Here is a 21,388-nt window from a genome sequence, read left to right on the forward strand (position 1 = left end):
CCGGTGCCTAAGTAGGTAGGACGATGACGGACGAGGAAAAGGTCAAGGCGATGCGGCTCGCCCGTGCGATTGCCTCGGATATCTCGCTCTACAACGAGCAGAAGATCATCAAGGGCATCGAGCAGGACAACCTCTTCGAGGTCCTCAAGGAGGAACTGGAAGAGGGCCGCGAGCTCTACAAGAGCCGCGTCAGCCAGGAGATCTTCACGAAGATGAACTTCTTCGAGCGCGCCATCAACGACATCGTGCTGCGCTCCAAGGCGCACGTGAAGTCGAAGATCTGGTAGCGCCTGCACACGTGGTAGCGCCCGACACGCGAGAGCACCGCGCCCCACCCGAAGCCCGCGGTGAGCGCGTGGATCAGTACCTCGCCCGCGCCTTCCCGGACCTCACCCGCTCGCGCATCCACGGCCTCATCGAGGCCGGGCATGTGCTCGCCGACGGCCAGCCCGCCAAGCCGGCCCGGCGCCTGCGTGGCGGCGAGCTGCTGTCCCTCCACATCCCCGCGCCCGTGCCCGCCGTCCCGCTGGCCGAGGAGCTGCCCCTCGCGGTGCTCCACGAGGACCGGGACCTGGTGGTGGTGGACAAGGCCGCGGGCATGGTGGTGCACCCGGGCGCCGGACATGCCTCGGGCACCCTGGTCAACGCGCTGCTGCACCGCGTGAAGGACCTGGCCGGCGTGGGCGGAGAGCTGCGCCCCGGCATCGTCCACCGCCTGGACAAGGACACCACCGGCTGCCTCGTGGTGGCCAAGAACGAGCAGGCGCTGGTGGCGCTCCAGAAGTCCTTCAAGACGCGCGCGGTGGAGAAGACCTACCTGGCGCTCGTCCATGGCACGCCCCCGGCCGAGGCGCGCATCGAGACGCTCTACGGCCGCCACCCCGTCAACCGCCAGCGCTTCACCGGCAAGGTGAAGGAGGGCAAGCAGGCCATCACCGTGTTCCGCGTCCTCGAGTCCTTCGACGGCGCCGCACTGGTGGAGGTGGATCTGCTCACCGGCCGCACGCACCAGATTCGCGTGCACCTGTCCGAGGCCGGCCACCCGCTGCTGTGCGACGCCCTCTACGGCGCGGGGCGCAAGCCGAAGGGGCTGGCGGCCGAGGCACAGGAGAAGCTGGGCCGCCAGGCGCTGCATGCCTGGCGCCTGGCCTTCGCCCACCCGCGCACGGGCAAGGTGCTGAAGCTGGAGGCCCCGGTGCCGGCAGACCTGGAGGCCGCGCTGGCGCTGCTGCGCGGTGACAAGGCCGCGCCCGCGGAGGTGGCGGCGAAGGCGCCCGCCAGGGCGAAGCCCGCCGCGCGGAAGAAGGCGGCGAAGCGCACGACGGGCCGGGCGCGCTGAGCGGCGCGGCCCGGGCTACAGGCCGGAGACGCTGAGCGACTGCTGGCGCTTGGACAGCACCTTGACGGGCTGGATGGCCATGACGCGCATGAAGACCTGGAGCAGCTCCGGGTCGAACTTGTTGCGCATCTCCGTCCACATCAGCATCAGCGCGACTTCGGGGCCGTAGGCGTCGCGGTACGGGCGCTTGGACGTGAGCGCGTCGTACGCGTCGCAGATGGCGATGATCTTCGCGTACGCCCCGAGGTTCGTCTTCGGGATGATCATCTGGATGTTGCCGCGCGAGTCGCGCACGGCGGTGCCGAAGTCCGTCTTGTGCTCGAAGGTCGTCACCACGCGCAGCAGGGTGGAGCGGCTGAAGCCCTTCTCCATCAGGATGTTGCGCACGGAGATGAGCGGCGCCTTCTGCACCGCCACGCGCTCGTCCGGCGTCAGCGCGCCGCGCTTGGTGGCCAGCTCCTCCGGCAGCGTGGCCATGCCCGCGTCGTGGAAGAGGGCGATGTAGCCCAGGTCTCTCAGCTGCGGCTTTGTCAGCCCCAGCTCCGCGCCGAAGACGACGCTCATCAGGCACACGTTGACCTGGTGGTACACGAGGTAGTCGTCCTCGCGCCGCATCGTCGTCATGCCCAGGAAGTGCGTCTTCTGCTCGAAGGAGATGTCCACGAAGTCCTGCACCAGCCGCAGCGCCTTGGAGGCGTTGATGGGCTTCCCGGCGCGCACGGACTCCAGGTACTTCGTGAGGAAGAACACCGCGCGGGCATAGATGGTCATCGCGTACTTCTTGCGATCGACCTTCTGGTCGCCCGGGTTGTCCATGTCCTTGTTCAGCTTCTCCTTCAGCTTGGAGAACTTCGCCACCCGCATGTTGAGCAGCTTGCGGCCCGCCAGCCCGTCCTCCTCCGCCGTGCTCGACTGCTCCTTGGCGAAGATCCAGATGAAGTTCTTCAGGTCCGGCACCGTCACCGGCTTGGTCAGCGTGAAGCCGCCCACGTCCTTGGCGCGCAGCTCCGACAGGAGGTAGCGCTGGTTCTCGATGGAGTTGAGGTCCACCTTCACCAGCATCCCGTTCAGGTAGAAGGACTCCTTGACGCCCGCCAGCTCCAGCCGGCCTTCCTTGCCGATGATCTGGTTGATGATGTCCTGGAGCTGGTGCAGCGGCTTCTGGAAGACCGCGTTCTCCGGGTCATACATCTTCACCGAGCGCACCAGCATGTAGAGGCCGGCGACCATGGAGCGCGCGAGCGACTGGAGCTTCTCGTTGTGCTCGCGGCCGAACTCGTTGACGTTCTCCTCATGGGCCTGGTGGCTGATCTTCAGGTTGTCGGCCATGGGTCTATGCCTCCTCCGGGAGCGCCGAGTCCCCGAACAATGTCTTGCGGGTCTGATACATCGCCTTGCGTGCCGCGGTGAGGACCTCGAGCGGCTGGCTCTTGTCCTCCACCACCACCTGCAACATCTTGTAGCTCTGGATGGAGCACGCGCCACCGAGGCCGTGGATGGCCAGCAGCTTGTCCTCCAGCACCCGCTTCTTGTTGAGCAGCGAGGGCTTCACCGTCAGCAGCTGCTGCATCATGGACAGTGCCCCCGGCGTGCCGGTGGAGCCGATGGCCGTGTAGAACGCGGCGCGCTCGTCTGGCGTCCTCTTGTCGAACGCGGCGTCGCGCACCACCCGCATCAGGTCCACGAAGGCCTTGTCGCGGTCGAACTCCGGCAGCAGCTTCGCCGCAATCGTGCGCACCTGGGAGATGGAGTCATTCAGCGCGTCGACGACGAGGCGCCGGGCCTCGCCGGTGCGGCCGCGGCCTATGATCTGGAGGACCTCCAGCTTCACCACCAGGTTGGGGCTCTTGAGCACCTGGCCGAACATCTTGATGCGGTCCGGGTGGTTGCTCTTCTCCAGGACGTACACCATGTCGCGCACCGTCTGCGGGCGGTCCGACACCAGCCGCGCCACGAAGGGCTCCGGCTGCTCGCGGGCGAAGCCCGACAGGACGTCGCACAGCAGCAGGCGGTTCTCCGGCAGCTCGATGGTCTCCAGCACCGTCAGGAGCGGGATGATGGAGTCGCGGCCGAGCACCTGGATGTAGCGCGTGACGTCCGAGGCGTTCTTCGGGCGCGTCGTCCTGAGCACCTCGCCCAGCCGCTGCAGGCGCTGCTCCTCGCCCATCTTGTGGAGGAAGTTCTCCAGCATCCGGCCCAGCGGCTCGCCGCCCTCGCGCTGCGACAGGGCCCGCAGCTTGAGGACGATTTGATTGATGGTGCTGAAGTCGTCCTGCAGGAGGAGCATGTCCAGCAGCTGCACGAAGATCTCCTCGAGCAGCGCCGCGTCCTCCACGCCGCCTTCCACCACCTGGAACACGGCGCTCACCAGCTTGGGGAAGAGCCGCGCGTTCTCCTCCTCCATGACTTCGCGCTGCAGCTTCGCCTTCAGCTCGTCCGAGGCGTGCCGCCCGCCCACCACCAGGCCGCGAATCTGCTCCACGCCCTCCAGCCTGGCGTCCAGGTCCTCCGCGGACACACGCGCGAAGCGCAGGTAGTCGTCCGAGTTCGTCTGCAGGCGCGAGTAGAGGTAGCCGACGACCTTGTCCACCTCGACCTGGACCTCCTCCTCGCTGGCGTTCTCCATGGAGAAGCCTTCCACCACCACGTACTCGACGTGCTCCATGGCCGCGCGCCACAGCTGCGCCAGCACGTCCTCGGAGCCGCGCTCCGGCTCGGACAGGGCGATGAGCGTGAAGGTGACCAGCTCCTCCACCAGCATCCCCGGGCGGAAGATGAGCTGCCGGATGCCGTCCCGGAAGAACTTGTAGGGCAGCGGCGTGTCCTCGGAGAACAGCGGCTCCCCGTACAGCAGGAGGTTCTGCATCTCCACCTTCAGCGACAGCGCGCCGTGCTTCTCGGTGTACGCGTTGAGGGCCTCGAGCGCCTTCCCGAGGAACTCCGGGAAGCGCGTCTCGTTGTGCCGGTACATGCCGATCTGCTTGATGCCCTTCAGCAGGTGGAAGGTGAACGTCCGCGCCAGCTCCACCTTCTCCCGTGCCTCGGGAGAGAGCTCGGCTTCCGCGCTCGCGTCTGGGGTGGCTTTCTGGGGCTGGGCCATGCGTCTGCAACTCTCCGCTCGGGCGGTATCCCAAGCCTACCCTGATTTCTGCCCGTTACCCAGGAGGGCAACCCCAGGAAGTTCGCGATGTTGAAGTGACAGCCATGAAACAGCGCCCGGGCTGACCGGGATTTCCGGGTGTGGTACGAGCCGGCGCATCCTCCGAAGGGATGTAACAGGCGAAGGGGTGTAACGGGCATGAAGCGGACGATGGCGTGCGTGGCGCTGCTGGTGTCGCTGACGGGGTGTTTCCGGATGAGCGTGCGCAGCGGCGCGTCGCGCTCCGGGGAGGCCCGGGCGAGGACGGGCGTCAGCCTGGTGGGCCTCACCACGGTGAACGTGGCCGCGGGCGAGTGTGAGCACGGGCTGTCGCGGGTGGACGTCTCGTGGCCCGCCTGGGGTCTCCTCGTCTATTTCGCCACCTTCGGCATCGTCGCCCCGGTGCGCGCCGAGTACGTGTGCGCCGAGGGCGGCAGTGCCCCCGGCCCCGAGCTTCCCGAGGACGTGCCGCCCTCCGTCCCGTCGCTCTGAGGCGCGGGCCCTGAAATGACAGAGGCGGCGGGGAGCGCTCCCCACCGCCTCGTGTCAGTCCCTCGTCCCCGGGACTACTTCTGCGGGGGCGGCGCTATCGCGGCGCTCTGCCCGCGGATGGCGGAGCGCAGCAGGAACAGGGTGAGGCCGGCGAAGAAGAGCAGGCCCCAGAGGTTGGACCAGAGAGGGTGCGCCAGCTCGCTCTCGCCCACCGCGTTGAGGAAGCCGCCCAGGGCGCCCTCATGGCCGAGCGAGGCCGGCAGGTTGAGGGCGCGGGTGCCGGCGCCGTCCGTGGCAATCTCCAGGAAGGCGATGAGCACGCCGGCGATGGAGCCACCGGCGATGTAGCCGGAGGACAGCAGGGTGCCCGGGGAGAACTCGGACTCGGCCGCGCTGCCGCCGCGCACGCGGTCGACGAGGTAGCGCACCATGCCGCCCACGAAGAGGGGGGCGCTGCTGCTGATGGGCAGGTACACGCCGACGGCGAAGGGCAGGGCGGACACGCCGCACAGCTCCAGCATCAGCGCGATGAACACGCCCAGGAGCACCAGGTCCCACGGCAGCTTCTGGGTGAGGATGCCGTCGATGATGAGCGAGAACAGCTGCGCCTTGGGGGCGGAGTAGCGGGTGAGCTGCTGGCCCTCGTACACGCTGACGCGGCCGCCGATGCCCGGGTCCACCACGTACTGGATGGTGCCCGCCTCGTCGACGAGGTACTTGCCGGCCGGCACCGGCGTGTCCGCGCCGCGCACGTAGCCTTCCTTGTAGGTGCGCTTGGGGCCCTCGGTGACGGCGCCCAGCTCGGATACCTTCACGCTGGCGCCGCCCGTGGGGCTCAGCGTCACGGCGGCCAGGTCCTGCGCGGACACCTCGCGCCAGCTGCGCAGCTCCAGGGCGCCGCCCTGCGCGTTCAGCTCGTAGCCCTGCGCCCAGACGGCCTTGCGCAACGCGGCCTCGTCCAGGCCGCGCGCGGCCAGGGCCTCGCGGGACACCGCCCACGGGAAGGACTGCTGCACGCGCGACTCCTGGGTGAGCTCGGAGACCTGCACGCCCGGGTGCGGCTCGGGGATGGTGACGGTGGCGCCGCGGTTGAGCGTCACCAGCACCAGGCCGATGAACATCGCGCTGGTCAGCACGCCGACGAAGAGGGCGATTTGCTGCCGCTTGGGCGTGCCGCCCACCAGGAAGGCCGTCTTCAAGTCTTGCGCCGTGGTGCCGCCGTTGGACGCGGCGATGCCGACGATGGCCGCCGTGGTGAGGGCCATGAAGCGGTCCTCGGACGACGTCCAGCCCATGAGCAGGTACACGAGACAGGTGACGAGCAGCGTGGCCACCACCATGCCGGAGATGGGGTTGGACGAGCTGCCAATCTCACCGGTGATGCGCGCGCTCACCGTCACGAAGAAGAAGCCGAAGATGACGATGAGGATGGCGGAGATGAAGTTCACCTCCAGCGGCGGTGACAGCCAGATGGCCAGGATGAGCAGCGCGCTGCCGACGAGCACCACGGTGATGGGCAGGTCCTGCTCCGTGCGGGGCAGCAGCATGGGCCCGGCGCCCTGCGTGCGGGAGGCGCGCAGCGTGGCCACGCTGCGCTTGAAGGCGCCGACGATGGTGGGCAGCGAGCGGATGAGGGAGATGAGGCCGCCCGTCGCCACCGCGCCCGCGCCGATGTACAGCACGTACGCGTTGCGAATCTGGTCCGGCGACATGTCCCGGATGAGCTGGCCGTTGTGCACCAGCAGCGGCGTGTCCAGCCCGCTGCCGAAGAAGGAGATGGCGGGGATGAGGATGAGGTAGCTCAGCACGCCACCGGCGAAGGTGATGCCGGCCACCCGGGGGCCGATGATGTAGCCCACGCCGAGCAGCTCCGGGCTCACCTCGGTGGACACCGTGGCGCTCTTGAGGCCCTTGAGGGGCGTGCTCAGCACCTCGCGGAACAGCTTCATGCCGGAGTAGGCGAACTTGTAGATGCCGCCCACCAGGAAGCCGATGATGACCGTGCGCGCGTTGGTGCCGCCCTGCTCACCGACGATGAGCACGTCCGCGCTGGCCGTGCCTTCGGGGTAGGGGAGCCTTCCGTGCTCCTGGACGATGAGGCCCTGGCGCAGCGGAATCATCATCAGCACACCGAGCACGCCGCCCAGCGCCGCCGTGAGGAAGGCGTGGGTGAGGCTGATGTCGTAGCCCAGCAGCAGGAGCGCGGGGAGGGCCGCCGCCACACCGAAGGCGAGCGACTCACCGGCCGAGCCCGTCGTCTGGACGATGGTGTTCTCCAGGATGTTGGAGCTGCCCAGGGCCCGGAAGATGGCGATGGAGAGCACCGCCACGGGGATGGACGCGGACACCGTGAGGCCGACCTTGATGGCCAGGTACACGGAGGAGGCCGCGAACACGATGCCCAGGATGGAGCCGAGCGCCAGCGCTCGAATCGTCATCTCCGGGGGCGACCGGTCCGGTGGGATGTAGGGCGAATGGGCGTGGACGGTGTGCGTCTCCGCGACGGGGACGCGGTCGTCGACGAGCGGCGGTGTGCCGTGGGCCAAGCGGGGGGCTCCTTCACAGAAGGGAAACGCGCCCCTTCTAGCAGGGAGCCGAGCGAGCGTGAAACAGAGCCCTCAAATAGCAAGCGCCCCCGCCCGGGAGGACGGAGGCGCTGGCAGGGGCCGCGGCCCGGAAGGAACCGGCCCGACCTGTCGCGTCAGGCGGCTACTGCTGCATGGCGGCGGCGGCCTCGGGGTCGACCTCGGCCATCAGGGCGGCCAGCTCGGCCTTGAGCTTGTCCTTGGCGCGAATCTCCAGCTGGCGGGCGCGCTCGCGGGAGAAGCCGAAGTGCTCGCCCAGCTCCTTGAGCGTCATGGGGCGCTCGTTCATGACGCGCTGCTCGATGATGAAGCGCTCGCGCGGATCCAACCGCATCAGCGCGGTGCGGACGCGGGCGTTGATGAGGCCGGCCTCTTCCTTGTCGGCGAACTCGTCATCCTGCGGCGCGGCGGCGCTCACCACGAAGTCCACGTGGCTGTTGCCACCGTCCTCGCCCATGGGCGCGTCCAGGGAGAGGTCCCGGCCGCCCATGCGCTGCTCCATCTCACGGACCTCGCCGGGCTTCACGTGCAGGCGGCGGGCGATGTCGTCGACATTGACGACGGCCTCGCCGGTGCCGAACTTCTCCAGCTCGCGGCGGGTGCGGGCCAGGCTGAAGAAGAGCTTGCGCTGGGCCTGCGTCGTCCCGAGCTTCACCAGGGACCAGCTCTTCAGGATGTAGTTCTGGATGTACGCGCGGATCCACCAGACGGCGTAGGAGATGAGGCGGATGCCCTTGTCCGGGTCGAACTTCTGCACGGCCTTCATCAGGCCGATGTTCCCCTCCTGGATGAGGTCGGACATCTTGATGCCGTAGGAGCGGTACTCATAGGCCACCTTCACGACGAAGCGCAGGTTGGCCGTCACCATGCGGTGGCCCGCCGCCAGGTCTCCCTTGATGAAGCGGCGCGCCAGCTCCTGCTCCTCCTCCACCGTGAGCAGGGAGTAGTGGTTGATCTCCGACAGGTACATCGCCAGGGAGCCGGAGTTGGACGACTGCTCGGTGGAAGCCTGCATGGATGGTGTCTCCCGACGGGGCCTCGCTTGGGAGGCCGATAAAGGTTTTCGGACCGCCTGACAACTTGACGAAGGGTGCCTTGAGCAACGGCGGTGCCAACTTGCAGCACAATGGCTTCCCCAATATTCGCGGGGGGTTGGCGAGGTCGGCGCCCGTGTACAAGGCGGAATTGCTGTAACCGTTACAACGCCTCGAAATGGAGGCCTCGGAAACGAGGAGGTAGGAAGTTCAGAGCTGTCCGCAAGTGGCCTCCCACGTGAGGGCCCCGGCCCGCCTGGCCGGGTGCCGTTGAGACGGAGGGCCGCGCACCCGGCGGGTGGACGGTCCACGCAGGGGCGCCCGTGAGAAGTCCACGGCCGTCCTGCCCGGAAAGGCGTAACGACTGTCGCCGCCACGAACAGGTGCCTTTTTCGAGGCGAGACTCGACGCCCGGAGAGGGGGCAGAGCACCGAGCGGTGCTGTGTCCGGATGGCCGGGGTAGCACGGTTGCAGTTGCCCGGCGCCGGGGCTCAGGACGCGCGGGCGCGGGGCTCGCGGCTCTCGGCGGCGGTGCGACGCGCCTCCGCGGCGATGGCCCGCTTCAGGGTGCCGAGCAGCTGCTCCGCCTCACCCTGCCGCAGCGGGCGGCCGCCAAAGCGGGCCTCCAGGTAGCGGCGGGTGACGGGGACGAGGGCGGGGGAGAGCGGGTGGTGCTCGCGGGTGAGCCGCGCGTCCAGTTCCTCCAGCGACTCGTCCTCGCGGCGGTCGATTCGGGCGGAGGCGAGCTGGGCTTCCACCGCGTCCACGAAGCGCGTGGCCTCGTGCGGCCGCTCCCGCTCGAGGAAGCGAGACAGCAGGCGCCAGGCCGCATAGGCGCCCAGGCCGGCCAGCAGCGCCGCGCCCCACGCCCGGAGCGGAGGCATGCGGCTGGGGGGCGCGTCCGGGTCGCCCCGCTTGCGCGGCGGGCGGACCAGCGAGCGCGCGACGTCCATCTGGTCCCGGAAGGAATAGTCGACGATGGCGCTGCGCCAGCGCGCCTCCAGCGCCTCGTAGAAGCTGAGCAGCTGCTGGAGGACCTGGGAGGACTGGCTGGCGCGGTGGGCCGGCGGCGTCGCATCCACGGTGACGAAGCCGCGTCCGGGCACCAGCACGTGCGTCCAGGCGTGCGCATCCCCCGCGCGGACGATGTAGCTGCCATCCACCCGCTCGCCGCCGAAGAAGCCGGTGGCCAGGCGCGCGCGGATGCCCTGGGTGCGCAGCATCAGGGTGAGCGCGGTGGCGAAGTGCTCGCAGTGGCCCGCCTTGCGCTCGAAGAGGAAGTCGGCCAGGGGATCCGCCACGTCCCCGCTCAGCTCCAGCGTGTACGCGTGGCCCTGCTGCAGCCAGTCGGCCAGCTTGCGCGCGGCGGCCAGGGGCTCGCGCTCGCCATTCAGCACCCGCGCGGCCGTCTGCCCGACGCGCACGTCGAGGCCCTCCGGAAGGGTGAGCAGCGCATCCTGCTCGTCGGACGGCAGGTCGCGGAACTCGTGGCCGCTGCCACCGGGAGGGAGGCTGTAGGCCTCGTAGGTGTAGCCGAGGGAGGGCTCCTGGAAGCGCACCTCGCCGCCCCCGAGCTCCTGCAGCGCGACGCGACGGCTGCCCATCGGCGTGTTCGCCACCGCGTTGCCCAGCTTCGACGGCGTCTCCAGCGCCACCAGCGTGCGGCCGCCGTACGCGGGCAGCAGCTCCACGCGCTGGTGGACCAGGCTCTCTCCGCCCGGCCGCAGCGTCACCACCCGCTGGCTGGCGCTGCGGACGCCACTGACACTCGTCCACTCCTGCCCGTCGAAGATGTCGTAGGTGCGGCCCACCCAGTACGCGTCCAGCAGCGCGTTGCCCGGGTCCGGGGAGAGGCTGGCGCGCAGGACGATGCGGGGGTTGCCCTTGATGGTGCCCGCGCCGCCCAGCCGCACCGTGTTGGAGAAGCCCGTGGTGGCGGCGCCCAGGCCCGGTGAGACGCGCGGGCCCATCATGTTCCAGTTCAGTCGCGGGAAGAGGATGAAGAAGGCCACCGCGCCGGCCACCGCGAAGCCCACGCCCACCGCCAGGGGCCGCATCACCTGGCGCACCGGCACCGGCTCGCCCTCCGGCACCGCGGCCTCCACCACGCCCAGCGCCAGCGACAGGCTGGACAGCACGCCGAAGGCCACCAGGAACAGGCCGTAGATGATTTCACCGGACAGGGCCGCGCCGCCCGCCACCATCAGCAGGCCGGACAGCTGCACCTGACCGTCGGTGGCCGGGTCCGGCGCGGACAGCAGGCGGTGCGCGGCGATGAGGCCCGCGAAGGCGCAGGCGGCCACCACCAGGTTGACCGAGCCGGCCAGCACGTTCATGCCGAGCACGCCCGCCACGGCCAGCAGCAGCAGCGCGGTGAGCTTCGCCCGCGTCGCGAACAGGCGCCGCCCCGCGAGCGCGCACACCAGCGCCACGCCATACAGCGCGAGCGTCCAGGTGGGCAGCTGCCCGGACACCGCCATGGAGGCGAACGCGGACCCGGAGCCCAGGTCTCTCAGCACCAGTCGCAGCCGCGTGCCCGGCCTCATGCCGCCTCCTCGTCCGCGTCGCTCCGGGGGCCTTCATGGCCCAGCCACGCCAGGGCCCGGAGCACGCGCCGCTCCTGCGCGGTGCCGGCCGCGGGGCGCAGGCGCCCGTCCGCCGTGTCCAGCCCCACCTCGTGCCCTTCTTCGATGAGGCGGTGGGCCAGCGCGGCGACCTCCTCGCAGCGGCGCTCCAGCGCGTCTCCCTCGAGTCCGGCCTCCACGGCCAGCACCCAGGTGCGGCGCTCCTCGCGCTCGCGCTCCACGCGCAGCAGCTTCCCCATGGCGGCGCTCTTGCGCCAATGGATGCGGCGCGCGTCCTCGCCCTCCATCAAATCCCTCAGGCCCGCCACGTCTCCGGTGCCGTCGTTGCGGCGCGGGTTGCCGGCATCACCCACCGGCCCCCGCTCCGCCTCGCCCGGGTCCTGGCAGGCGTAGCCGCGACGCGGGTACACGAGCAGCGTGCCCTCCAGCGGGAAGACGCGCGACTTGGCGAACAGCCCCAGCGGCCACGTGGTGGTGATGCGCACGCCCGTCAGCAGCACCGGGCCACGCTTGGGCGCCATCAGGTCCGCGCGCACCACGTGGTCCACGCCCGCGGGCAGGTACCCCACGCCGCCCACGCCGGTCAGCGGCGAGTCCGCCTCGGACAGGGCCAGGGCGAAGCCATGGCCGTGCTTCTTCCTCAGCGCCCACCGGAAGGCGAAGGGCTCCGCCGCCCAGGCCGCGTCCGCGCCCACGCGCCGCACGGACAGGTCCCGCAGGCAGCGCTCGGACAGCACGCCGGACACCACCACCATGCTCAGCAGCAGGCCCAGCAGGAGGTAGAGCAGGTTGTTGCCGGTGTTGAGCGCGCCCAGGCCCACGCCGAACGTCACCACCAGATAGGTGCGGCCGATGCGCGTCACCTTGAGGGTGCGCGGAGGCCGCAGCAGCGCGCGCAGCCGGGCCCACCCCTGCTTGCGACGGGGCTTCACCGCGGCGCCGGGACCTTCCGGGAGATCTCCTCCAGGAGGTGGGCCGCCTCGTCTCGCGCCGTCACGCCCTGCACGGCGCTGCGCAGCAGCACGCGGTGCGCCCAGCAGGGCACCAGCACCGCACGCACGTCTCCTGGCGTCACGAAGTCGCGGGCCTCCCAGAGCGCCTGGGCCCGGGACGCCGCGCCCAGGGCCAGCACCGCGCGCGTGGATGCGCCCCGCTCGATGTCGCCGTGCTGGCGCGTGGCCGTCGCCAGCCGCACCACGTACTCCGACACCGTCGCGTCCAGCTTCAGCTCCGAGGCCAGGGAGCGCAGCGAGGCAACCTCCTCCGGCCCGGACACCGTCTCCACGCCCTCCAGGGGCGGGCTGCCACCGCGCGTGGCCAGCAGCCGCGCCTCCACCTCGGGGGCGGGGTGGCCCAGCGACATGCGCACCATGAAGCGGTCCAGCTGCGAGTCCGGCAGCGGATAGGTGCCCGAGAGGTCCACCGGGTTCTGCGTGGCCACCACCGTGAAGGGCGCGGGCAGCGCATGGGTGGACCCGTCCAGCGACACCTGGCCCTGCGCCATGGCCTCCAGCAGCGCGGACTGGGTGCGCGGAGGGGCGCGGTTCAGCTCATCCGCCAGCACGAGCTGACGGAAGAGCGGGCCGGGGCGGAACTGGAAGGTGGCCGACTGCGCGTGGAAGACCTGCGCGCCCAGGATGTCGGCCGGCATCAGGTCCGCGGTGAACTGGACGCGCGCGAAGCTCAGTCCGCACGTGCGCGCCAGCGCCTCCGCGAGTGTCGTCTTGCCCACACCCGGCACGTCCTCCAGGAGGACGTGGCCGCCGGCCACCAGGCACGTCACGACGAGCTGGGTCTGGGTCTCCTTGCCCTGGACCGCACGTCCCAGCTGGGTGGCGATCCGTTCCATCGCCGAGCGTGCGGAAGCAGGGGAAGGGACAGGGGAAAGGACGCGGGCAGGCTGATTCATCTGCCGCGAGTCTATCCGACTCACCCTGGAACCCGCATGCCCCGTTCACGCGGCGTCCCATGAAGGACGCCTGCCTGCCCACGGGGCGGGGCGACTCGACTACGCGGAGAGGATGTCCTCGGGCGTGTAGTACGCGCGGCGCGGGGCGGCGCCCGTGCCCACACCGAAGTAACGGAACATCCGCTCGTGGTGCGTGGCCAGGCCGCGCAGTTGCACGGGCCGCTGCACCAGGTCCCTCGTCAACACGCCCACCGCGCTGTCCTTGAACTCGCGCAGATGGGTGAAGTCCAGCACGACCTCACGACCCGTCAGTGATTCCAGGGAGGTATGGACCTCCTGTGCCGTCCTGCCGTCCAGAATCCCTTCGAGCCGAAGGGTGACTCGGCCTGCGACGTCTTCACGGTGGATCTGTAGCCCCGCCATTGCTGTGCGCTCCCAAGAGAGATGCTGTGTGCACGATGTGCCGATGAGATGGGCACGGCGGCCGAGGGCGTTCCCGCGAAACGTTGGAACCAGGGGGCTCCACGAAGGGACTCGTGGAGTGCTCTCAGCCGGGCGCAACAGTGCACCCGGACGCAAGAGAACGTCAGCCCCCCAGGCGGCAACTTTCATGCGACTGTCAGGCAACGGTCGTCTTGCGTGTCACGCACCGGTCAACCCTGGCGGTCGGGCGTCGTCTGCTGGGCGCGCAGGGTGAGCTGCTTCTCCTGCTGGGCCTTCAGCTTGCGGAACTCCTTCACGACCTTGGTGGGGTAGCCCGCCATGAACTTCTTACGGGACTCCGGCTTCGCGAGGATGCGCTTGGCCAGCCCGGGGCCCGCGTTGTAGGCGACCAGCGCCTTCTCCACGGTGCCGAAGCGCGCGATGAGGTCCGCCAGGTAGGCCGTCCCCAGCTCCACGTTGGTCTCCGAGTCGAAGAGGTTGCTGGCGCGGCCCAGCCGGATGCCGGCCTTGTCCGCGAGGTACTTGCCGGTGTCCGGCATCACCTGCATCAGCCCCATGGCCCCGACGTGGGACACCGCGTAGTTGTTGAAGCTGCTCTCGCAGCGGATGACCGCCACCACCAGCAGCGGGTCCACGTTGTTGCGCTTCGCCTCGCGGACGATGGTCACCGCCAGCCGGCGCTGCTGGCGCTCGGGCAGGCCCGAGGCCTTCACCATGTCCGTCACGCCCAGCTTCTCCGCCTCGGCGTAGTAGGCCTCGTCCTCGTACACCTGGAGCTTCACCAGGGCGGCCTTCAGCTCGGCCTCGCGCTCGCTCAGCCGGGCGCGCAGCTCCATCACCTCGAGCGACTCGCCCTGGGGCCCTTCCGGAACCTGCACCGGAAACGCGAGCGCCCCCGTTCCCACCAGCATCGCCGCCGTCGTCACCGCCACCGTCCAGCCCCTCATCCCGCCCTCCCCGGCGGCCGTGCGGCCGCGTCCGCTGAACCTGCAACTCCAACCAACTTCACCGGGTCGGCGCCTAAGCAGGCGGCGTGCCATGCCGCTCTTCCCCCCATCTCTCCTTATGATCTCTCCATGCAAGGCCGGGCGAGCGCCCTCGCGAGTCGGAAAAAATGCCCGGGTTGGGTCGTAGGTTTCCCAACGAGAGGCTGTGAAAAGGACTGGCTTGCCCGGTCCGGTACCCGTTCCTAGCTTTGCCCGCGCCAGGGGTGTGGGGCGAGGAGGTGCGGCGTGTACTGGACAATCGGAATGATCCTGCTGGTGCTGTGGGGGCTGGGCCTGACGACGGGCTCCACCGAGGGCTACTGGGTGCACCTGCTGTTGCTGTTCTCGATGGTGGCCTTCCTGCTGGCCGTGACGTCGCAGGGCCGCGGCCGCCGGGCGGCGTCCCCATGAAGGGGGCCAGGACGGAGGTCTCGGGGCTGGAGCTGCCCCGTGACACCGCGGGCTTCACGCGGCGCGAGTGTCCGGGCTGCCAGCGCCCCTTCAAGATGAGGCCTGGGCCGTTCGACGCGCGCGCGGTGCTGCACAAGCTGCAGGCCTTCTTCACCTTCGAGAACGCGCACGAGGGCTCGGAAGGGGTGCCGGAGTGGCGCTGCCCCTACTGTGGCCAGCGGGCGGACGCGGACGCCTTCCTCACGCCCGCGCAGCAGACGCACTTGGAGAGCGTGGCGCGGGCGTGGGCCAACCACGTGCGGTACGAGCAGATGGCCCACGTGTCGCGGACGCTGGCGCAGAACCCCCGGCCCACCTTCGTGTCGGTGCCGCCGGAGTCGCTGCCCGGCCCCATGGACCCGGAGGCGGACGAGCTGCTGCGCACCCTTCCCATGCTGTGCTGTGGGGAGGACCTGAAGGTGTTGTGGGATTGGGACCAGGCGCTCTACTGCCCCTACTGCGGCACGCTTCATGGGGGCCTGAGCGGGCGCCAGCAGGTGCAACTGCGCTTCATCCAGGAGTAGCCCCTCGCGGGTGGACGTGGGCCCGCCGGCACGGCAGGCTCGCGCCCCCATGACGAGGGCTTCCTACCGGTGGCTGCTCACGGTCCTGCTGGTGACCGCGGGTGTCGCCTCGGCGCACGACGCCGACATCCTCTATTCGCAGGTCCGCCGCCTCACCCCGGAGCGTCCCGCTGGGGGCGAGCCCCGTGGCTCGGAAGGGGCCGCCTCGGGCGAGCCCCGTAGCTCGGAAGTCCGGCAGGTGCTCACGATGACCGCGGGCACGCTGGGCCTGTTGCTGCCCGCCGACGCGGACGGGGATGGCACCGTGTCCCAGGCGGACCTGGACGCCCGGCGCCCCGCGCTCGAGGTGGGGGTGTGGGACGCGCTTCCCCTCACCGCCGGCGGCCAGCCCTGCGCGCGCACCTCCCACTCGGCGCTGCTGCGGCAGACGTACGTGGAGCTGTCCGCATCCTTTATATGTCCGCCCGGACCGCTGCGGCAGACGTACACCGTGCTGGCGGTGCTGCCCGCGGGGTACCGGGTCATCCTGGGCAGCTCGCTCGACGGCGAGGTGCCCGGCGCCATCTTCGCGGATGCCGCGCAGCCGAGCGTGTCCATCCCCGGCCCCGGCGAGGGGGGAGGGGAGGGTGGCACGAAGACCGCCGTCAGCGGCTTCGGCGGCTGGGTGTCGCTGGGCGTGCGCCACATCTTCACCGGGGTGGACCACCTGGCCTTCCTGCTGGCGGTGCTGCTGGTGGGAGGCGGGCTGAAGCGGGTGCTGCTGCTGGTGACGTCGTTCACCGTGGCGCACTCGCTCACCCTCGGGGCCACCGCGCTGGGCTGGGTGGTGCTGGATGCCGAGCGGGCACGCTGGGTGGAGGCCGCCATCGCCGCCTCCATCATCTATGTGGCGGTGGAGAACCTGGTGCTGCGCGAGCACCGCCACCGGGCCCTCATCACCTTCCTCTTCGGGCTGATCCACGGCTTCGGCTTCGCGAGCGTGCTGGCCGGCTACGGCCTGGGAGACTCGGTGGTGTCGGGGCTGCTGGGCTTCAACCTGGGCGTGGAGCTGGGGCAGGCGGTGGTCGTCATGGCGCTGCTGCCGGTGCTGCGCATGGTGCGCCGCCGGCCCGCGCTGTACGTGAGGACGGTGCAGGTGTTGTCCGTGTGCATCCTGGCTGCTGGTGGGTACTGGATGATCGAGCGGGCACTCGGTTGAATCCGGCGGTGGGCGTCCCTACGTTGCCGGCATAGAGGGTAGGGAACGGGGGACGTCAATGGGTGCGAGGCATACCCGGCTGGCCGCTGCGCTGGCCGCCGCATGGGAGGCGGAGGTCGTCTCCGCCCGGCGGATGACAGCGCTGGCGGAGCGCATCGGCGACGCACGGGTCCGTGCGCGGCTGATGGTGCTGGCCGCGTTCTGCAGGGCGCACGCCTCGCGCCTGCTGGCCCGGCTGGCCGCGCTGGGGCGGGGGCCGCTGCCCGTTCCGCCAGAGGACATCGAGCTGGATGCGGACACCATCCTGGAGCTGCGACGCGAGGGCTGTTTCGCCCGCGCGTCCGCCGCCCGCTACGAGACCACCGCCGAGCTGGCCCGCCAGCAGGCGGACCTGTCCTCCGCCTGGGTCTGCGAGCTCAACCGCACCGAGGAGCAGGACCGCGCCCGGGAGCTGCTCGCCCTGGCCGAGGGGGCGCTCGCCGCGGTGATGCACGGCCCCTCGACGGCCGCCGACGCGCCCGCCGGCCCATGAAGGGGTCGGAAGGCGCCGTGAGGCTCCAGAAGTAGAGAAGCCGCTCGCTCTACCGGTGACAGTCCCCGCGCGTTGGGCGTACAAATCCGCCCATGGCGAAGGAGACCTACAACGACCTCATCTTCCAGCTGGGCGACCTGGCCAGGGACAGGTTGCCCGGCAAGCCCAACTGCCCCCGCTCCATGGACCGCGTGTACCGCGCCGAGGAGGCGGTGGTGGCGCGGCGCGACGAGCTGGCCGCGCTCGAGCAGGAGATGAACGACGAGGACGCGGCGTACCAGGACTTCCAGGCCCAGCAGGGTGAGGAGCGGGCCAAGCACGACGCCATCGTCAAGAAGTGGAAGAAGGCGGTGGATGCCATCGAGGGCAAGGTCCGGGACTTGCGCAAGCTGCTCTCCACCCGGCGCGCGGAGCTGCGCTACGCCCAGGACGGCCTCAACAAGCTGGAGAAGAAGATCAAGGACATGGAGCTGATCGGCCAGGACGCCGCCACGCTCGACACCGCCCGCGCCAACCTCAAGAAGAACCGCCTCACCCAGATGCGGCTGGGGCGTGAGCTCGAGGACCTGGAGCTGCGCCTGGCCACCGCCCTGACGCCCACGCCCGGCCAGCCCGGCGCGGCCGGCATCCTGGCGCACAAGCGCCTGCTGGAGATGGAGGACGAGGAGGAGGCGCGCAAGCTGGAGCACGAAGGGCGGATGGCGGAGCTCGACCAGGCAATCGCCACCCAGGAGGAACAGGTCCGGGCCGCGGAGGATTATCTGGATCAAGCGCTGTTCCTGCTCGGCGAAGACGTGTATGCACAGCGCATCCCGGATGGGCAGCTCACGCCCTTCTACGCGCGGCTGGATCGCGCGCAGTAGGGGTTTCCCCCGCCCGTAGTGCTTGACGTGGGGGGCGCGTCTGCTACATTGCGCCGCTTCCTGGCGACCGCGGGGACGCGAGCAGTCCAGGTCATTGATTTTATTGGGTTTTTCCGCGCTACGAGCGCTGGCAGTGAGGACGACGTGAAGGGTCTGATTGGCAAGAAGATCGGGATGACCCAGGTGTTCAACGATGAGGGCAACCTCGTCCCGGTCACTGTGATCGACGTGGGCACCTGCCAGGTCGTGGGCAAGCGCACCCCGGAGAAGGACCAGTACTCCGCGGTGACCATCGGCTTTGGTGAGATTCGCGAGAAGATTCTGAACCTCGCCGAGCGCGGCTTCTTCAAGAAGGCCAACGCTCCTTACCGCCGGCACCTGAAGGAGTTCCGTGTGACGCCGGAGGAGGCTGCCTCCTTCAACGTCGGCGACGCCGTCAAGGCGGACATGTTCGCCAAGGGCCAGCTCGTGGACGTCACGGGCGTGACCAAGGGTCGCGGCTTCTCCGGCGTCATGCGCCGCTGGAGCTTCAAGGGCTCGCAGACGAAGACGCACGGTACGCACGAGTACCAGCGTCACCCGGGCGCCATCGGTCAGCGCAAGACGCCTGGCCGTACGTACCCGAACAAGAAGATGCCCGGCCACTACGGCGTGGAGCAGGTCACCACGCAGAACCTCTCCGTCATCAGCGTGGACGTGGAGAAGGGCCTCGTGCTGGTGAAGGGCGCCGTCCCGGGCCACAACCACGGCATCGTCTACATCCGGCCGAGCATCAAGGTGGCCATGCGCGAGCAGCACAAGGCCGCTCGCAGCTAGTCCGCCTTTCGAGCGCGCTTCATTCCAACTGCTCCTGACGCCCCGCCTCCGGGCCCGACTCTTCGGGCATCCGGGCGGGGCGTCCGCTTTGCGGGGCTGCGGGGCTGCGGGGCCACGCCTGGCCGGCCGGAGAGTCCTCACGGGTGGGCTGAGGTGGGCCCCATGTGGGGCGTCGGGCTCCCATTTCTTCAGGCTTTCCGTCAGCGCGCGTCGGGGAAACGTTCACCTGTGGGCGCCGGTGGCGGGCCTGAGTGAAAAGAATTCCGACTCCTCGCCGTCGTGGCTTGTCGCTCGTGGAAGGCGTGTGCACATCGATGCGCCACGAAGGGGCCTGATCGTCGGGTGACGCGGGCGCCCAGGATGGGGGAGGCTTTGGACTCCCGCACACGGCGGCCCACCCCACGGGCCGGGCAGGAACCATGATCGCACGCACGCTCCGCGTCTTTGCTTCGTTGGCCATCACGCTGGCGGCGCCAGTCGCCGCGGCGCAGGACGACGATGAGAAGGTCCTCGACAACGTCGTCGTCCGCAACCGGCTGTTCGAGCCTGGAGGGCAGCTCGAGCTGTCCCTGGGCGTGGGCCTCCCGGTGCAGACGCACCTGACGGCGCACTACTTCTTCAACGCCGGGGTCGCCTACAACCTCTTCGACACCTTCGCGCTCGAGGCCCGCGCCGGCTACGCGGCCAGCCGCCACACCGGCCTGGCGCGCTCCATCTCCGAGAGCTTCCTGGACCGCGAGGACAAGCGCATCACCGACGAGCTGGAGGACCTCTGGGAGATGAACCTCCACGGGGTGGCCGGCGTGCGGTGGGCGCCCATCTACGGGAAGCTGAGCCTGGTGTCGGACTTGCCGGCGCACTTCCAGGCGTACGTCTGGGCTGGCGGCGGGCTGGGCTCCTTCCAGCGCAACTCCGTCATCCAGTGCACCCAGGTGGTGAACCGCGAGCTGGGCATCTGCGACGACCGCTCGGCGCCGGATGACCGGGGCTCGGCCTCCAACGACTACTGGGTGAAGGAGACGCGGGTGGCCCCGGTGGTGTCCGCCGCGGTGGGCTTCCGCTTCTTCGTCCTGGGCAAGCACGGCGTGCGGCTGGAGCTGCGCGACTGGGTGTTCCGCGACCAGTACCGCGTCAACCTCCTGCGCGACGACTGGGAGGCTGGCCGCGAGACGGGTGAGGCCGCGCCCAGCCCCGGCTTCACGCACCTGGTGCAGTTCGACCTTGGCTACACCTTCTCCTTCTAGGTCACCATGACGATGCGACCCATCCTGTCCCTCGCGCTCCTCGTCACCAGCGTCGCGCACGCCGCGCCGCTCCACCCGGCGCCGACCTACACGCTCGCCCAGGCCGGCACGCCCGTGCCCGCACCCGGCGCCGAGACGTCCGTCCCGCCGCCGCCCGCGCAGCCCCAGCAGGAGCCGGAGGCTCCCCGGGCTCCCGCGTCGCGTCCGGACCCCATCGTCCCCTCGGAGTCGCCCGCGCAGGACACCGAGCCCGCCGCCGAGGCGCCCGCGCCCGAGGCTTCCGAGGAGGCGCCCGCGGTGGCGCAGCCGGTGCCCGCCGCGCCCCAGACGCCCGCCCCGCCGGAAGACGCGCCGGTGCTGGCCGCCGAGGCCCCGCGCACCACGGAGGTCAACCAGCAGCGCCTGGTGCACGGCGCGCCGCTCTACAACCCGAACGTGTCGGTGCACATCGTCCAGAAGAAGCGCTTCGCGGACGAGGGCAAGCACGAGCTGGCGCTGTTCCCGGCGACGGTGCAGGTGAACGGCAAGTACACCAACCACGCGGGCTCGGCGCTCCAGTACATCTACCACCTGCAGGAGAACTTCGCGTTCCAGGTGATGGGCCAGTACAACTGGTACTCGAACGAGAGCAGCTTCAACCTCGAGCTCATCGACAAGGTCCGCGAGCAGGCGCAGGCGGCCTCGTCGCTGCTGCTGGTGTGGGGCGCGCAGGCGGGCGTGGAAGTCACCCCGCTGTACGGCAAGTTCGCCTTCCTCAATGACTCGCTGGCGCAGTTCAGCGTGGTGCTGAGCGGCGGCGCGGGCATCGGCTCCACGCGCCACCTCATCCGCCCGGAAGTGGCCAACGAGGTGGACGGCGAGACGTTCAACGTCCCGGCCCGCTTCGGCGACACCGGCACCAAGTTCCTCGGCTCGGTGGGCGGCGGCTTCCGCCTCCAGTTCGGCGAGTCCTACGCGCTGCGCATGGAGGTGCGAGATCTCATCTACACCGCTCGCGTGGACAAGGTGGACGGCTGCAACCTCGCCGACTTCGAGGCGCTGGAGGCCGCGCGCGCGGGCAACCAGGACTTCGCGTCGCTCAACCTGAGCGGCAGCTGCCGGTACGAGAAGTTCGACGGCGTGGACCCGAAGACGAAGAAGAACTACCGCGAGGACATCATCCTCGGGCGCGACCTGGTGGCCGAGCCCTCCTCGGACGTCCTCAACAACATCAGCTTCTACGCCGGCTTCTCCATCCTCTTCTGACGC

The 21,388-nt window shown here is 69.9% G+C and carries 20 protein-coding genes; 11 read left to right on the top strand and 9 right to left on the bottom strand.

Annotation, left to right across the window (positions count from 1 at the left end; all coding sequences use genetic code 11):
* Positions 1-23: 23 nt before the first annotated feature.
* Together LXT23_RS44710 and LXT23_RS44715 are read left to right on the top strand one after the other, a co-directional pair.
* Positions 24-287, top strand: a complete 264-nt coding sequence (locus LXT23_RS44710) for a hypothetical protein (protein ID WP_011553384.1) — start codon at positions 24-26, stop codon at positions 285-287.
* A gap of 11 nt (positions 288-298) precedes the next feature.
* Positions 299-1,339, top strand: a complete 1,041-nt coding sequence (locus tag LXT23_RS44715; RefSeq protein ID WP_253986643.1) for an RluA family pseudouridine synthase — start codon at positions 299-301, stop codon at positions 1,337-1,339.
* 15 nt (positions 1,340-1,354) lie between these two features.
* On the opposite strand, the gene LXT23_RS44720 is transcribed toward LXT23_RS44715, so the two are convergent.
* Together LXT23_RS44720 and LXT23_RS44725 are read right to left on the bottom strand one after the other, a co-directional pair.
* Complete coding sequence (locus tag LXT23_RS44720) at positions 1,355-2,668, bottom strand: HD-GYP domain-containing protein (RefSeq protein ID WP_253986644.1); 1,314 nt, start codon at positions 2,666-2,668, stop codon at positions 1,355-1,357.
* 4 nt (positions 2,669-2,672) lie between these two features.
* Entirely contained in the window at positions 2,673-4,439 is a 1,767-nt protein-coding gene (locus LXT23_RS44725) for a HEAT repeat domain-containing protein (protein ID WP_253986645.1), read from the bottom strand.
* A gap of 198 nt (positions 4,440-4,637) precedes the next feature.
* Between LXT23_RS44725 and LXT23_RS44730 the strand changes: the two genes are divergently transcribed.
* Positions 4,638-4,970 (top strand): hypothetical protein, encoded by a 333-nt coding sequence (locus LXT23_RS44730; RefSeq protein ID WP_253986646.1) that lies wholly within the window; start codon positions 4,638-4,640, stop codon positions 4,968-4,970.
* Positions 4,971-5,044: 74 nt separating this feature from the next.
* On the opposite strand, the gene LXT23_RS44735 is transcribed toward LXT23_RS44730, so the two are convergent.
* The 7 genes from LXT23_RS44735 to LXT23_RS44765 all read right to left on the bottom strand — a co-directional run bounded on the left by LXT23_RS44735 (position 5,045) and on the right by LXT23_RS44765 (position 14,474).
* Positions 5,045-7,516, bottom strand: coding sequence for an OPT family oligopeptide transporter (locus tag LXT23_RS44735; protein WP_253986647.1), 2,472 nt, complete (start codon positions 7,514-7,516; stop codon positions 5,045-5,047).
* A 163-nt stretch (positions 7,517-7,679) separates the two neighbouring features.
* A complete protein-coding gene (locus LXT23_RS44740; protein ID WP_253986648.1) occupies positions 7,680-8,570 on the bottom strand; it encodes an RNA polymerase factor sigma-32 in 891 nt (296 codons plus the stop codon).
* A 510-nt stretch (positions 8,571-9,080) separates the two neighbouring features.
* The gene (locus tag LXT23_RS44745; RefSeq protein WP_253986649.1) at positions 9,081-11,135 is read right to left on the bottom strand and encodes a transglutaminase TgpA family protein; all 2,055 of its coding nucleotides are present in this window, start codon (positions 11,133-11,135) and stop codon (positions 9,081-9,083) included.
* A complete protein-coding gene (locus tag LXT23_RS44750; protein WP_253986650.1) occupies positions 11,132-12,106 on the bottom strand; it encodes a DUF58 domain-containing protein in 975 nt (324 codons plus the stop codon). Before LXT23_RS44750 ends, LXT23_RS44745 begins: the two co-directional genes overlap by 4 nt.
* Positions 12,103-13,083 carry an AAA family ATPase gene (locus LXT23_RS44755; RefSeq protein WP_253986651.1) on the bottom strand — a complete coding sequence of 327 codons (981 nt, stop codon included), beginning with the start codon at positions 13,081-13,083 and terminating at the stop codon, positions 12,103-12,105. Before LXT23_RS44755 ends, LXT23_RS44750 begins: the two co-directional genes overlap by 4 nt.
* Positions 13,084-13,182: 99 nt before the next feature.
* A complete protein-coding gene (locus LXT23_RS50550) occupies positions 13,183-13,695 on the bottom strand; it encodes an STAS domain-containing protein (RefSeq protein ID WP_323379157.1) in 513 nt (170 codons plus the stop codon).
* A gap of 41 nt (positions 13,696-13,736) precedes the next feature.
* Positions 13,737-14,474, bottom strand: a complete 738-nt coding sequence (locus tag LXT23_RS44765; RefSeq protein ID WP_253986653.1) for a lytic transglycosylase domain-containing protein — start codon at positions 14,472-14,474, stop codon at positions 13,737-13,739.
* Between the two features lie 285 nt (positions 14,475-14,759).
* On the opposite strand from LXT23_RS44765, the gene LXT23_RS44770 reads away from it, so the two are divergent.
* From LXT23_RS44770 to LXT23_RS44805, 8 genes are all read left to right on the top strand, one after another.
* Positions 14,760-14,924, top strand: coding sequence for a lmo0937 family membrane protein (locus tag LXT23_RS44770; RefSeq protein WP_253986654.1), 165 nt, complete (start codon positions 14,760-14,762; stop codon positions 14,922-14,924).
* Positions 14,921-15,487, top strand: coding sequence for a hypothetical protein (locus LXT23_RS44775; RefSeq protein WP_253986655.1), 567 nt, complete (start codon positions 14,921-14,923; stop codon positions 15,485-15,487). The genes LXT23_RS44770 and LXT23_RS44775 overlap by 4 nt, the downstream gene beginning before the upstream one ends.
* Before the next feature lie 49 nt (positions 15,488-15,536).
* Positions 15,537-16,685: a HupE/UreJ family protein gene (locus LXT23_RS44780; RefSeq protein ID WP_253986656.1), complete on the top strand. Its 1,149-nt coding sequence runs from the start codon at positions 15,537-15,539 to the stop codon at positions 16,683-16,685.
* Positions 16,686-16,743: 58 nt separating this feature from the next.
* Positions 16,744-17,217, top strand: coding sequence for a hypothetical protein (locus LXT23_RS44785; protein WP_253986657.1), 474 nt, complete (start codon positions 16,744-16,746; stop codon positions 17,215-17,217).
* A 92-nt stretch (positions 17,218-17,309) separates the two neighbouring features.
* Positions 17,310-18,080: a hypothetical protein gene (locus tag LXT23_RS44790; protein WP_253986658.1), complete on the top strand. Its 771-nt coding sequence runs from the start codon at positions 17,310-17,312 to the stop codon at positions 18,078-18,080.
* Positions 18,081-18,224: 144 nt separating this feature from the next.
* Positions 18,225-18,896: a 50S ribosomal protein L3 gene (gene rplC / locus LXT23_RS44795; RefSeq protein WP_253986659.1), complete on the top strand. Its 672-nt coding sequence runs from the start codon at positions 18,225-18,227 to the stop codon at positions 18,894-18,896.
* A gap of 419 nt (positions 18,897-19,315) precedes the next feature.
* Positions 19,316-20,140, top strand: a complete 825-nt coding sequence (locus LXT23_RS44800; RefSeq protein WP_253986660.1) for an outer membrane beta-barrel domain-containing protein — start codon at positions 19,316-19,318, stop codon at positions 20,138-20,140.
* Between the two features lie 12 nt (positions 20,141-20,152).
* Positions 20,153-21,385 (top strand): outer membrane beta-barrel domain-containing protein, encoded by a 1,233-nt coding sequence (locus tag LXT23_RS44805; protein ID WP_253986736.1) that lies wholly within the window; start codon positions 20,153-20,155, stop codon positions 21,383-21,385.
* The last annotated feature ends 3 nt before the right edge of the window (positions 21,386-21,388 follow it).

Origin of the sequence: Pyxidicoccus xibeiensis (genome assembly GCF_024198175.1) — a bacterium.
GTDB classification, from domain to species: Bacteria; Myxococcota; Myxococcia; order Myxococcales; family Myxococcaceae; genus Myxococcus; species Myxococcus xibeiensis.